This is a genomic window from Streptomyces flavotricini (assembly GCF_020639365.1).
In the GTDB taxonomy this organism is placed as follows: domain Bacteria; phylum Actinomycetota; class Actinomycetes; order Streptomycetales; family Streptomycetaceae; genus Streptomyces; species Streptomyces flavotricini.
The window spans coordinates 5,749,215-5,762,645 of the sequence record NZ_JAINUL010000001.1 but is presented as its reverse complement, the minus strand read 5'-3'; the positions used below and the strand labels follow the sequence as shown (position 1 = coordinate 5,762,645).

Genomic DNA, 13,431 nt, shown 5'->3' with positions numbered 1-13,431 from the left:
AAACGTAGCGAACACCTAAACGCGGCGCGCGCCCGGGGGTGCCGTACGGGCACCCGCCCCCTCCCGCACCGCGCTCAGCAGGGCGTTCGCCCGGGGCGAGGCGGCCAGTGCCTCCAGGGTCAGCGGCCGTCCCGCCGAGTCCGCGAGCGGCAGCCGCCAATTGGGGTACTGGTCCCAGGTCCCGGGCAGGTTCTGCGGCCGCCGGTCCCCCACCGCGTCGGGCAGCCATACGCCGACCATCCGGGCGGGGGTGCGCAGCAGGAACCCGTACAGGGCCCGCACGGCGGCCTCCTCGCCCTTGGCGTCCAGTCCGAGCCCCTCCAGTACCTCCAGCCACTGGGCGGTGTCGGCGGCGTCCCGGGCGCGCTCCTCCTCCACCGGGCGGGTCAGCAGGCCGAGCCGGTCGCGCAGTTCCACATGGGCGCCGGCCAGCTTGGCGGCGGTGGGCGGGAGGTCGTGGGTGGTGGCGGTGGCCAGGCAGTCGGCGCGCCAGGCACCGGGGGCGAGCGGCTGCCCGTCGCCCGCCCAGTCGCGTTCGAACCAGAGGACCGAAGTGCCGAGCACCCCGCGCCGGGCCAGCGCCGCGCGGACGCGCGGCTCCACCGTCCCGAGGTCCTCGCCGATGACCGGGGCCCCGGCCAGGTGGGCCTCCAGCACCAGGACCGCGAGCATCGCCTCGCCGTCGTACGCGACGTACGTGCCGTCGGCGGGCGGGGCGCCCTCCGGGATCCACCAGAGCCGGAACAGGCCCATGACGTGGTCGATGCGCAGGGCGCCCGCGTAGCGGAACACCCCGCGCAGCAGGGCCCGGAAGGGCGCGTAGCCGGTGGCCGCCAGCCGGTCGGGCCGCCACGGCGGCAGGCCCCAGTCCTGGCCGCGCGCGTTGAAGGCGTCCGGCGGGGCGCCGACGCAGACGTCCTTCGCGTAGAGGGGCGGGCCGAGGGTGTCCGAGCCCTGGGGGTGCACTCCGACGGCGAGGTCGTGCACGATGCCGACCGCCATCCCGGCCTCGCGGGCGGCCTGCTGGGCGGCGCCGAGCTGGGCGTCGGTCAGCCAGACCAGCCAGCGGTGGAAGTCGGCCGGCCGGCCGTCCCTGGCGCACCAGTCGGCGTGCCGGTCGAGGGCTTCGCCCTGCTCGGCGCGGAACCGGCGGTACCCGGCCTCGCGTGCGCGGGTCCGGGGGACGGCGTACAGCAGCTCCAGTGCCCGGCGCTTCAGCTCCCACACCGCGTCGCGGTCGATCAGCGCCCCCTTGTCTAGCACCTCGCGCCGCAGCTCGGCCCCCTGCTCCGCGAGTTCGGCGAGGGCCTCGCGGTCCGGACAGCCGGCGAACTCGGGGACGTCCTCGATCCGCAGGTGCACAGGGTCGGGGAAACGGCGCGAGGAGGGCCGGTACGGGGAGGGGTCGGTCGGCGCCCCGGGCACGGCGGCGTGCAACGGGTTGACCTGGATGAACCCGACCCCGTGGGTCCGCCCGGCCCAGCGTGCGAGCGCGGCGAGATCACCGAGGTCCCCCATGCCCCAGGACTGCTCGGAGAGCAGGGAGTACAGCTGTACGAGCACCCCGTGCACCCGCCCGTCCCCACCGGGTGCCCGTTCCGGGGCCACGATCAGCGTGGCGTCCCCGATGCGCCCGTCGGGGGTCTCGACGCCCACCCGGTGCACCCCGAGGGGCGGCGCCCCCCGCCCGCCGGGCTCCCAGCCCCCGGCCTCGTCGCCCTCCAGGCGGAGCCGCGTTCCGGGAGGGAGCGCGGCCAGCTCCCGGGGCGGCTCCGACCCGGCCCACCACACCAGCACGGGCGGCAGCAGCCGGTGGGCGGCCTCGCGCTCGGCCGCGGCCAGGTGCCCCCGTACGGCTTCCGGGGTGTCGCAGTCGACGCCCAGCTGCCGCAGCACGGCGACGACGGTGGCCTCCGGGACCCGGACGGTGACGTCCTCGGCGGGCTGGTAGGTGGTGGCGACGCCGTGCAGGGCCGCGAGCCGGGCGAGGTCGTCCATGTGAATACCTGTGTCCCTGTGTCTAGTCGCCTGCGGCAGCGGCCGCGGCGGGCGTGGTCGGTTCGCTCGTCAGCGGGGCCTCGTCGGCGAGCGGGGGCTCGCTGGTCAGCGGCGCGTGCGCGGAACCGGCGAGCGGGGGCTCGCTGGTGAGGGGCCCCTCGGCGGGCCCGGCCTGCGCGGGCAGGTGGGCGAGCAGGGGGGTGTGACGGGTACCGGGTGCGGTGTTCACGGGCGTTGCTCCTTTGTCCGTACGGGGTGTGAGGGTGGGTCAGGGACCATGGAACACCGCACGGGAACATCGCAGCCATACCCCGTGGGCAGCGCCGCATTCCTGGCGTATCCAGGTCAGAACCCCCACGGACGCCTCAGGACGCCGCGCCTCGAACCGCCCGCGGCGTTCGGGGCGCGGGGTCCGGGGAACGGGCGAAGGGCGGGGCGGTAGGACGGGAGGGCAGCCCACGATGCCGGGGCTCAGGCCATGACCCGGCGGCCGGGGACCGCGGTCCGCGCAGCGGCGGCCGGGTCAGGACCCGGGACCCGCGTCGGGGCCCGGCGGCTCCCGGGCCGGGAACCGGGTCCAGGCGTCCGTACTGCGACCCCCCGGGAGCTCGACCCGCCGCGGGGCCCCGGGGCGTCAGAGGGCGGCCCCGGGTCCCTGGACCGGGGCGGAACGGACGGGCGGACGGGCGGGGCCCCGGGGCGGGCCCGGGCCCGGGGTCCCCGCCCCCTAAGACGCCGCCGCGCCGATGCGGTCCAGGGCCGCCTCCGCACCGTACGGCTCCAGGTACGGCATCCAGCGCGGGTCGCGGTGGCCCGTGCCGATGATGCGCCAGGCCAGACCCGACGGCGGAGCCGGCTGGTGACGCAGGCGCCAGCCCAGCTCCAGCAGGTGCCGGTCCGCCTTGACGTGGTTGCACCGCCGGCACGCGGCGACCACGTTGTCCCACACGTGCTGCCCGCCCCGGCTGCGCGGGATCACGTGGTCGACACTGGTCGCGACCCCGCCGCAGTACATGCAGCGCCCTCCGTCGCGGGCGAACAGTGCGCGGCGGGTGAGTGGAACGGGCCCCCGGTAGGGGACCCGCACGAAGCGCTTGAGCCGGACCACGCTGGGCGCGGGGACGGCTTTCGTCGCGCTGTGCAGAAAGGCGCCGGATTCTTCCAGGGAGACGGCTTTGTTCTCCAGGACGAGGACGAGCGCGCGGCGGAGCGGTACGACGCCGAGCGGCTCGTACGACGCATTGAGGACCAGGACGTGCGGCACGGACTGCCTCCTTGTACGTCGGCGGCGCGTGGCTCGCGCCGGGACGATCTGCTCTCCAGTCTCCCCTTACGGCTGGTCGAAGCGCCACCACGCGCCCGTAACGGGTCCGAGGTGTTTTCAACCACACCCGGTTCATCCCCAGGTGAGCCCGGTCTCTCCCTCGAACACGGCAACGGGGTCACCCGAATGCCCCGTTAGTGTGGATGGCCTGCCCCGCACACCCCTTTCCGCGGGCGGACCGCTATACCTGGAGGTTCCCGTCGTGCCCTGGCCTGCCGCCCTGCTGCCCCTGGCAGCCGACACCCCGGACCCGGCCGCTTCGGTCAAGGAGGCCCACGAGAGCGTCACGAACGCCGCCAGTTTCATCGAGGAGAACTGGGCCGGATGGCTGTACCTCGGCCTGAAGATCCTGCTGATCCTGGTGATCGCGGCCGCGCTCCGCTCGCTGGTCCGCAAGTCGCTGACCAAGCTCATAGTGCGGATGAACCGGGGCGCCGAGGCCGTCGAGGGCATGGCGCTCGGCGGGTTGCTCGTCAACGCCGAGCGCCGGCGGCAGCGCTCCGAGGCGATCGGCTCGGTCCTGCGTTCGGTGGCCTCGTTCCTGATCCTCGGCACGGCCGGGCTGATGGTGCTCGGCGCGCTGGGCATCAACCTGGGCCCGCTGCTCGCGAGCGCCGGTGTGGCCGGTGTGGCGATCGGTTTCGGCGCGCGGAACCTGGTGACGGACTTCCTGTCCGGCGTGTTCATGATCCTTGAGGACCAGTACGGCGTCGGCGACAAGATCGACGCGGGGGTGGCCTCCGGCGAGGTCGTCGAGGTCGGCCTGCGCGTCACCAAGCTGCGCGGTGACGGCGGCGAGATCTGGTACGTCCGCAACGGCGAGATCAAGCGGATCGGCAACCTCAGCCAGGGCTGGGCGACGGCGGGCGTGGACGTCCACGTCAAGCCCTCGGAGAACCTCGGCCGCATCCGCGAGGTGATCAAGAACGTCGCCGACGGCCTGGCCAAGGAGTCCCCGTGGGACGAGCGCCTGTGGGGTCCGGTGGAGGTGCTGGGCCTGGACGAGGTGCTGCTGGCCTCGATGACGGTGAAGGTCTCGGCGAAGACGATGCCGGGCCAGCAGTTCGCCGTGGAGCGCGAGCTGCGCTGGCGGATCAAGGAGGCCTTCGACGAGGCCGGTATCCGGATCATCGGCGGTCTGCCGGCCGCGGAGGACGAGGAGGAGGCGGCCGACCCCTCGGCCGCCGTCGCCGCGCCGTCGGCGCTCGCGAACCCGGCCTCCCCCCAGTCGCTGGCCACCGCCCCGATCCCGCCGCCGGCCGCCGGCGCCCCCCGGATCACCAAGTAACCGCCTCTGCTTCCCCTCGGACGCTCCCGCACCACTCCGCTGCCCCCGCAGGTTCACATCTGCGGGGGCAGCGGCATTGACACAGCTCAAACGCCGATAGGAAACTTACCTAACAGTTCCTGACGGCCACGTGCTCCGATGACGGAGCCGTCGACTGAGCCGATGACGGAGAGCGCCCATGACCGGCACCACCCCGGGTACCCCCAGCCTGCTGCGCGTCATGAACGACCGCGCCGCGCTGGACCTGCTGCTGGAGCACGGGCCCCTGTCCCGGACCCGGATCGGCCGGCTCACCGGGCTCTCCAAGCCCACCGCCTCCCAGCTGCTGGCCCGCCTCGAAGCCGCCGGGCTGGTCGTGGCCTCCGGCACCGCGGGCGGCCGCCCCGGTCCCAACGCCCAGCTGTACGGGGTCAACCCGCGCGCCGCCCACGTCGCCGGACTGGACGTCACCCCGAGCGGGATCGTCGCGGCCGTCGCCGACCTCACCGGCGAGGTGATCGGCAGCCACGAGCTCCCGTACGCCGAGGGCACCGGGGCCGTCGACCGGGTCACCCGGGCCCTCGGCGGGGCCGTCGAGCGGGCCGGGCTGCGGCGCTGCGACATCCACCGCGTCGTCATCGCCACCCCGGGCTCCTTCGACCCGCGCACCGGGGCCCTGCGCTACGCCGACCACCTGCCCGGCTGGCACTCCCCCACCCTCCTGGAGGAGCTGGCGGCGGCCCTGCCGATGCCGGTCGGGTACGAGAACGACGTGAACCTGGCCGCGGTCGCCGAGCAGCGGCTCGGCGCGGCCCGCGGCCACGGGGACTTCGTCCTGCTGTGGAACGAGGAGGGGCTCGGCGCCGCCCTGGTGCTCGGCGGCCGGCTGCACCGCGGCTGGACCGGCGGCGCGGGGGAGGTCGGCTTCCTGCCCGTACCGGGCCACCCCCTGGTCCGGCAGGTCACCCGGGTCAACTCGGGCGGCTACCAGGAACTGGCCGGCGTCCAGGTGGTGCCCGGGATGGCCGCCGCGCTGGGCATCGGGGCACCACCCGGCCCCTCCTCCGGGCCGGCGGCCACGCCCGTCGCCGCGGCGGTCGCGCTGCTGGCGGAGGCCGCCGAGCATCCCGAGGGGGCGAACCTGCTGCTCCTCCAGCGGTACGCCACCGCCCTGGCCACCGGGATCGCCTCGCTGGTCGCCGTACTGGACCCGGAGATCGTGGTCCTGTCCGGCGCGGTGACCGCCGCCGGCGGGGACGTGCTGCGCGAGCTCGTCGAGGCCGAGCTCGCCGATCTCGCCCCCTCCCGCCCGCGCCTGGTCTCCGGCACCGTGTGCGACCGGCCCGTACTGCGCGGCGCGCTGGAGAGCGCCCTCGCCGCCACCCGCGACGAGGTCTTCGACACCTCGCGCCGCTGACCGCCCCACCCCCGCAGAACCGGCACCACCGGACCACCGGACCACCGGCACCACCAGCACCCCGTCACCACCCCCGCCGCACCCCTCGTCGCACCCCCTGGCACCCGTCCCGGAAGTTCCTCCCGCAGAGAGCGAGCCCCGCCATGCCCAGAACCCGCCGTCTGACCGCCGCGGCCACCGCCGTCGCCGCGCTGTCCGTCCTCGCCACCGCGTGTACGGGCCAGAGCGGCACCGCGGCCTCCGACGACCCGAACCAGGAGGTCACGCTCAACTTCTGGCACGGCTGGTCCGCGCCGAGCGAGGCCAAGGCGATCGAGGAGAACATCGCCCGGTTCGAGAAGGCGCACCCGAACATCAAGGTCAAGGTCACGGGCAACATGACCGACGACAAGATCAACCAGGCGCTCCGCGCCGGCGGGGACAAGGCCCCCGACGTGGTCTCCTCGTTCACCACCGACAGCGTCGGCAAGTTCTGCAACTCCGGTGCCTTCAGCGACCTGAACCCCTTCCTCCGGAAGGCCGGCATAGACAAGACGAAGGTCTTCCCCAAGACCCTGCTGGACTACACCCAGTTCAACGGCAACCAGTGCACCCTGCCACTGCTGAACGACGCCTACGGCCTCGTCTACAACAAGGACGCCTTCAAGGCCGCGGGCATCACCGAACCGCCGCGGACGTGGAGCCAGTTCGTCGAGGTCGCGCAGAAGCTCACCAAGCCCGACGGGGACTCGTACACCCAGGTCGGCATCATGCCGACCTACCACGGCTACGAGACCACCCCCGCGCGCCTGGCCGCGCAGTGGAGCCCGAAGTACTTCGACGCCGACGGCAAGTCGAACCTGGCCAAGGACCCGGCGTTCGCGAGCATGCTGACGGCGCAGAAGGACCTGGTGGCCAAGCTCGGCGGCTACGAGAAGCTGGAGAAGTTCCGCAACACCTTCGGCGACGAGTGGAGCGCCGAACACCCCTTCCACAAGGGCCAGGTCGTCATGCAGATCGACGGCGAGTGGCGGGCCTCGATGGCCAAGGAGGCCGGGGTCACCTTCGAGATCGGCACCGCGCCGCTGCCGGTGCCGGACGACCAGGCCGCCGACTACGGCAAGGGCTACCTCTCCGGCACGATCATGGGCATCGCCTCGGGCAGCAAGAAGCAGAACGCGGCCTGGGAGCTGGTGAAGTACATGACCACCGACACGGAGGCGGTCGTGGCCTTCGCCAACGCCATCCACAACGTGCCCTCCACCCTGGCGGCCCTGGAGTCCCCGGACCTACAGGTCACCCCGGAGTTCAAGACCTTCCTCGACATCGCCCGGCACCCGAAGTCGAGCACCACCCCGGCCCAGGCCGACGGCGGCACCTACCAGCTGACCTTCCAGGACCTCGCGTACGCGGTCGAGAAGGGCGACGTCGCCGACATCCCGGCCGGCCTCGCCAAGACCGGCCGGCAGATCGACACGGACATCGCGAAGGCGAAGTAGCCCCCGATGACCAGCACCGGCACCAGCTCCGGCATCGCAACCGGCATCACCACCGGCCCCGGCCCCGTCGCGCCCCCGCTGCGGGCGAAGCGCCGGCGGGCCGCCCTGCGCACCGCGGCCTTCATGTCGCCCTGGCTGATCGGGTTCGCCGTCTTCTTCGCGTACCCGCTCCTGTCCACCGTGTACTTCTCCTTCACGAAGTACGACGGCTTCCGCCCGCCCGTCTTCAACGGCCTCGACAACTGGACCTACGTCTTCACGGACTATCCGCTCTTCTGGCCGGCCATGCGCAACACCCTGTGGCTGGTCGTGGTGATGGTCGCCTGCCGGGTCGTCTTCGGCCTCGGCGTCGGCCTCCTCATCACCAAGATCAAGACGGCGGCGGGGGTCTTCCGGACCCTCTTCTACCTGCCTTACCTCGCCCCGCCGGTCGCCGCGACCCTGGCCTTCGTCTTCCTGCTCAACCCCGGCACCGGCCCGGTCAACACCCTGCTGGAGGCGGTCGGCCTGCCCGCCCCGGGCTGGTTCACCGACGCCGACTGGTCCAAGCCCGCCCTCACCGTCCTCGCGGTGTGGGGGGTCGGCGACCTGATGGTCATCTTCATGGCCGCGCTGCTCGACGTACCGAAGGAGCAGTACGAGGCGGCCGAGCTGGACGGGGCGGGCGCCTGGGCGCGGTTCCGGCACATCACCCTGCCGAACATCTCGCCGATCATCCTCTTCGCGGTGGTCACCGGGGTCATCCAGGCCATGCAGTACTACACGCAGCCCCTGGTGGCGGGGAAGGTCGCCGCGGGCGTCATCGGCGGCTCGGGCCAGCAGTTCGAGCCGGGCTACCCCGACAAGTCCACGCTGACCCTCCCCCAGGTCGTCTACAACGTCGGCTTCCAGCGCTTCGACTACGGCACCGCCTGCGTCGTCGCGCTGGTCCTCTTCGCCCTCTCCATGGCCTGCACCGCACTGCTGATGCGGCGCCGTGGCGGGCTGATCGGAGCAGGTGACTGAGATGGCCCAACTGACCCACACGAAGGCCGCCGCGGCCCCGCGGGACCCCGGGGCGGCCGCGGGAACGGCCGGACCGGACCGGGCCGGCGGCGCCGACCGCAGGGCCCTCCTGCACTGGATCGGCGTGCACGCCCTCGGCGTCGCCGCCGCCCTGTTCTTCGTCCTCCCGTTCGTCTTCCTCTTCCTGACCTCCCTGATGAGCGACCAGCAGGCGCTGACCCGCGACCTGGTGCCCGACACCTGGGAGTGGGGCAACTACGCCAAGGTGTGGAACACCCCGGGATTCCTGACCTGGTGGCGCAACACCCTGCTGTACGCGGGGCTGGGCACACTGCTGACCGTGGTCTCCTCGGTGCCCGTGGCGTACGCGCTCGCCAAGTTCCGCTTCCGCGGGCGGCGGCTGTCGCTGCTGCTGGTGATCGCCATGATGATGCTGCCGCCGCAGGTGGTGGTCATCCCGATGTACCTGTTCTGGGCCAAGCAGCTGGACCTGTCCGGCACGCTGTGGCCGCTGATCATCCCGATGGCGTTCGGCGACGCGTTCTCGATCTTCCTGCTCCGCCAGTTCCTGCTGACCATCCCCGACGAGTACCTGGACGCGGCCAAGGTCGACGGCTGCGGCGAGGTCCGCACCCTGCTGCGCGTCGTCCTGCCGATGGCCAAGCCGGGGATCGCCGCCGTCGCGCTGTTCCAGTTCTTCTGCGCCTGGAACGACTACTTCGGCCCGCAGATCTACGCCTCGGACAACCCCGCCGCCTGGACCCTCAGTTACGGACTGGAGTCCTTCAAGGGCGCGCACCACACCAACTGGAACCTCACCATGGCCGCGACCGTGCTGGTCATGGCACCGGTGATCGTCCTCTTCTTCTTCGCCCAGAAGGCGTTCGTCGAGGGCGTCACCCTGACGGGAGTGAAAGGCTAGTGACCATGAAACTCGCAGTGGTGGGCGGCGGTTCCACCTACACGCCCGAGTTGATCGACGGCTTCGCCCGGCTGCGCGACACCCTGCCGATCGGCGAGCTGGTGCTGATCGACCCCGCCACCGATCGGCTGGAGCTGATCGGCGCGCTGGCCCGGCGGATCTTCGCCAAGCAGGGGCACCCCGGGCGGGTCACCACCACCGCCGATCTCGACGCGGGCGTCGAGGGGGCCGACGCAGTCCTGCTCCAGCTGCGCATCGGCGGGCAGGCGGCCCGGCTCCAGGACGAGACCTGGCCTCTGGAGTGCGGCTGCGTGGGACAGGAGACCACGGGCGCCGGGGGTCTCGCCAAGGCGCTGCGGACGGTTCCGGTGGTGCTGGACATCGCCGAGCGGGTCCGACGGGCCAACCCGGACGCCTGGATCATCGACTTCACCAACCCGGTCGGGATCGTCACCCGCGCCCTGCTGCGGGCCGGGCACAAGGCCGTCGGGCTGTGCAACGTGGCCATCGGCTTCCAGCGGAAGTTCGCCGCGCTGCTGGACCTGTCCCCGTCCGACATCCACCTGGACCACGTGGGCCTCAACCACCTCAGCTGGGAACTGGGGGTGCGCAAGGGCGGCCCCGACGGCGAGGACCTGCTCCCCGGACTGCTCGCCGAGCACGGCGCGGCCGTCGCCGAGGACCTGCGGCTGCCGCGCGCGGTGCTCGACCGCCTGGGCGTCGTGCCCTCGTACTACCTGCGGTACTTCTACGCGCACGACGCGGTGGTGCGCGAGCTGGGCGGCAAGCCCTCGCGGGCCGCCGAGGTCGCCGCGATGGAGCGGGAGCTGCTCGCCCTGTACGCCGATCCGGCGCTGGACGAGAAGCCGGAGCTGCTGGCGAAGCGGGGCGGGGCCTTCTACTCGGAGGCTGCCGTGGACCTGGCGGCGGCTCTGCTGGGCGACGGCGGTCCGGGCCCGGCCGCCGTGCAGGTGGTCAACGCGCTCAACAACGGCACCCTGCCGTTCCTCCCGGACGACGCGGTGATCGAGGTGCAGGCCCGGGTGGACCGGTCCGGTCCGGTGCCGCTGGCCGTGCCCCGGCTCGACCCGCTGTACGCCGGACTGGTCGCGCACGTCACGGCGTACGAGGACCTCGCGCTGGACGCGGCCGTACGGGGCGGTCGCGAGCGGGTCTTCAAGGCGCTGCTGGCGCACCCGCTGGTCGGCCAGTTCGACCTCGCGGAGGGGCTGACCGACCGTCTCCTCGCGCACAACAAGGAGCACCTGCCATGGGCGTGACCCCTCCCGCCCCTCCCGCCCGGCCGGCCGTCCTGGCCATCGACGCGGGCAACAGCAAGACGGACGTGGCGCTGATCGCCGCGGACGGCACGGTCCTGGGTACCGGGCGCTCCGGCGGCTTCCAGCCGCCGCGCACCGGCGTCGAGGAGGCGGTCGACGTCCTGGGGCGGGCGGTCGCGGAGGCCGTCGAGGCGGCCGCGCCGCCCCTGTCCGCGCCCGGGGCGCCGTACGCCGAGCAGGTCTCGGCGTGCCTGGCCAATGCCGACCTCCCGGTGGAGGAGCGGCAGCTCGCGGAGGCGATCGGCGCCCGCGGCTGGGGCTCGGCCACCCGGGTGTTCAACGACACCTTCGCGATCCTGCGCGCCGGGCTGGCCGCGGGCGAGCCGCCGCGGGGGGTCGCGGTGGTGTGCGGGGCCGGGATCAACTGCGTGGGGATGCTGCCCGACGGGCGCACGGCCCGCTTCCCGGCCCTCGGGCAGATCTCCGGGGACTGGGGCGGCGGGGGCGGCCTGGCCGCGGAGGCCCTGTGGTGGGCGGCGCGGGCGGAGGACGGCCGCGGCGGCCCGACGGAACTGGCGGCGGCGCTGCCGGGGCATTTCGGGCTCACCTCGATGGCCGAGCTCATCGAGGCCCTGCACCTGGGGAGCCTGCCGCAGGGGCGGACCCACGAGCTGGTGCCGGTGCTGTTCTCGGTGGCCGCGGCGGGCGATGCGGTGGCATCTGCGCTCGTGGAGCGGCAGGCGGACGAGGTGGTGGCGCTGGCTTCGGTGGCCCTGACCCGGCTGGACCTGCTGGAGGAGGAGGCTCCGGTGCTGCTCGGCGGCGGCGTCCTGACCGCCGGTCACGCGCAGTTGGACGAGCGGATCGCGGCGGGACTGGCCCGGCGGGCACCGCGGGCCCGGGTGTCGGTGGTCTCGGCACCGCCCGTACTGGGTGCGGGACTGCTGGGGCTGGACGCGCTCGGGGCCCTGCCCGAGGCCCATGGAAAACTCCGTGCCCATTTCGGGTGAACCCGCCCCGGGAGGCCCCTCGTCTGGAACCGTGGCGGCCGTGGAGACGTATTCACGGTGAAGGAGTGGGGGCGGCACGCACCAGGGGGGTGGATCGCCGTGATCCGGCACCGGGTGCTGTGGTTGGCCGTCACTACGGCCATACTGCTGCGGAACAGAGGACCAAGGGGGAGGTCACGGTGGCCATCACATCACGCGCGCCCGCGCCGGGGGGCGCCGTCGCCGTGCCGCCCCCGGGTCCGCCCGGGGGGCCGCCGCAGGGTCCCGCCCGGCCGGGTACGGCCTGGGCCGAGGGCGTGGAGCGGCTGCGCGCCGCCGCCACCACCGAGCCCGGCCGGCTGCGGATCATCGGGGCCGTCCTGGCCGCGCTGGTGCTGCTGTTCGGCCTGGTGACCGTCTGGGAGATCTCCGCCCGGGTGGGCGCCGCGGACGACGTGGTGGGCCGCAGCCAGCCGCTGAGCGCGGACGCGGCGAGCATCTACCGCTCCCTCGCGGATGCCGACACGGCCTCCTCCAGCGGGTTCCTGGCCGGCGGCGACGAGCCGCGCGAGGTCCGCGAGCGGTACGAGAAGGACATCTCCAACGCTTCGAAGCTGCTGGTGAACGCGGCCGCGAACACCGGCGCGGACGAGGACTCGCGCAAGCAGATCGCGCTGCTGAGCGAACAGCTGCCGCGCTACACGGGACTGATCGAGCAGGCCCGGGCCACGAACAAGCAGGGCCTGCCGCTGGGCGGCGCCTATCTGCGGTACGCCAACGAGCGGATGAGCACCCAGCTGCTGCCCGCCGCGCAGCGGCTGTACGAGGCGGAGACGGACCGGCTCTACACGGACTACGACGACGCCCGCGCGCTGCCGCTGGCCTCGCTCGGCACGGGCCTGCTCGCGCTGGCCGCCCTGGCGTGGGCCCAGCGCCGCAACTACCGCCGCACGAACCGGGTCTTCAACCACGGGCTCGTGGCGGCGACGGCCGCCTCGCTGGTGGTGCTGCTGTGGCTGGCCGTGGGGCACACGGTCGCCCGGTCGGGGCTGGAGGAGGCGCGAGCGGACGGGCAGGAGTCCCTGAAGGTGCTCAACGACGCGCGGATCGCCTCCCTCCAGGCGCGCGCCAGCGAGAATCTGACGCTGATCGCGCGGGGCGCCGTACTGGCCGCCGACAACAAGTCCGACAAGTACGACGTGGACTTCACGGCCGAGATGAAGGAGCTGGACGCGGGTCTGGCGACGGCGCGGAAGCTGGCCGACGACAGCAGTGGGCGGGATCCGGTGGTCCGCGCCGCGGACGGCGTCAAGGAGTGGAAGCAGCGGCACGCGGCGGCCCGGGAGACCGACTTGCGCGGGGACTACCAGGCCGCTCTGCCCCAGGTCATCGGGGACAAGGACCACAAGGACAGCAGTGGGGCCTCGTTCGACACGGTGGACGCGTCCCTGGAGCAGGCCGTGGCCCACGAGCAGAAGGAGTTCACCCGGGCGGCCCGGGGCGGGCTCGGCGCGCTGGGCGGTTTGGTGACGGGTTCGGCGGCACTGGCGGTCGTCGGCGCGGCGGCGGCACTGCTCGGCATCGGGCGCCGGCTTTCGGAGTACAGGTGACAGCGATGCGGATACGTGTGAAGTCCGGCGACGAGGGCCGCTCCGAGGGCCACGGCGGCGGAGCAGCCGGTGCGGCCGGGGTGCCCGGCCCGGTGCCGCGTTCCTCCGGGCCGCGGCGCGTCGCGGCGCGGCTGCGCGGCT

The 13,431-nt window shown here is 73.5% G+C and carries 11 protein-coding genes; 8 read left to right on the top strand and 3 right to left on the bottom strand.

Annotated features, from left to right (window positions below):
* Window positions 1-15 precede the first annotated feature (15 nt).
* The 3 genes from K7B10_RS26220 to K7B10_RS26210 all read right to left on the bottom strand — a co-directional run bounded on the left by K7B10_RS26220 (window position 16) and on the right by K7B10_RS26210 (window position 3,262).
* A complete protein-coding gene (locus tag K7B10_RS26220; protein WP_229339654.1) occupies window positions 16-1,998 on the bottom strand; it encodes a 4-alpha-glucanotransferase in 1,983 nt (660 codons plus the stop codon).
* A gap of 22 nt (window positions 1,999-2,020) precedes the next feature.
* Window positions 2,021-2,227: a hypothetical protein gene (locus K7B10_RS26215; protein ID WP_037836863.1), complete on the bottom strand. Its 207-nt coding sequence runs from the start codon at window positions 2,225-2,227 to the stop codon at window positions 2,021-2,023.
* Window positions 2,228-2,725: 498 nt separating this feature from the next.
* The gene (locus K7B10_RS26210; RefSeq protein WP_229339652.1) at window positions 2,726-3,262 is read right to left on the bottom strand and encodes an HNH endonuclease; all 537 of its coding nucleotides are present in this window, start codon (window positions 3,260-3,262) and stop codon (window positions 2,726-2,728) included.
* Window positions 3,263-3,524: 262 nt separating this feature from the next.
* On the opposite strand from K7B10_RS26210, the gene K7B10_RS26205 reads away from it, so the two are divergent.
* The 8 genes from K7B10_RS26205 to K7B10_RS26170 all read left to right on the top strand — a co-directional run bounded on the left by K7B10_RS26205 (window position 3,525) and on the right by K7B10_RS26170 (window position 13,290).
* Window positions 3,525-4,610 carry a mechanosensitive ion channel family protein gene (locus K7B10_RS26205; protein ID WP_229339651.1) on the top strand — a complete coding sequence of 362 codons (1,086 nt, stop codon included), beginning with the start codon at window positions 3,525-3,527 and terminating at the stop codon, window positions 4,608-4,610.
* A gap of 178 nt (window positions 4,611-4,788) precedes the next feature.
* On the top strand, window positions 4,789-6,006 hold the full coding sequence (locus K7B10_RS26200) for an ROK family transcriptional regulator (RefSeq protein ID WP_229339649.1): 1,218 nt from the start codon (window positions 4,789-4,791) through the stop codon (window positions 6,004-6,006).
* Window positions 6,007-6,149: 143 nt separating this feature from the next.
* On the top strand, window positions 6,150-7,484 hold the full coding sequence (locus K7B10_RS26195; RefSeq protein ID WP_229339646.1) for an ABC transporter substrate-binding protein: 1,335 nt from the start codon (window positions 6,150-6,152) through the stop codon (window positions 7,482-7,484).
* Between the two features lie 123 nt (window positions 7,485-7,607).
* Window positions 7,608-8,489 carry a carbohydrate ABC transporter permease gene (locus K7B10_RS26190; protein ID WP_229345426.1) on the top strand — a complete coding sequence of 294 codons (882 nt, stop codon included), beginning with the start codon at window positions 7,608-7,610 and terminating at the stop codon, window positions 8,487-8,489.
* Window position 8,490: 1 nt separating this feature from the next.
* Window positions 8,491-9,411, top strand: coding sequence for a carbohydrate ABC transporter permease (locus tag K7B10_RS26185; protein WP_229339644.1), 921 nt, complete (start codon window positions 8,491-8,493; stop codon window positions 9,409-9,411).
* 5 nt (window positions 9,412-9,416) lie between these two features.
* A complete protein-coding gene (locus K7B10_RS26180; protein WP_229339641.1) occupies window positions 9,417-10,691 on the top strand; it encodes a 6-phospho-beta-glucosidase in 1,275 nt (424 codons plus the stop codon).
* Entirely contained in the window at window positions 10,682-11,701 is a 1,020-nt protein-coding gene (locus K7B10_RS26175; RefSeq protein WP_229339639.1) for an N-acetylglucosamine kinase, read from the top strand. Before K7B10_RS26180 ends, K7B10_RS26175 begins: the two co-directional genes overlap by 10 nt.
* Before the next feature lie 179 nt (window positions 11,702-11,880).
* Window positions 11,881-13,290, top strand: a complete 1,410-nt coding sequence (locus tag K7B10_RS26170) for a GlnX family signal transduction membrane protein (protein WP_372481464.1) — start codon at window positions 11,881-11,883, stop codon at window positions 13,288-13,290.
* The last annotated feature ends 141 nt before the right edge of the window (window positions 13,291-13,431 follow it).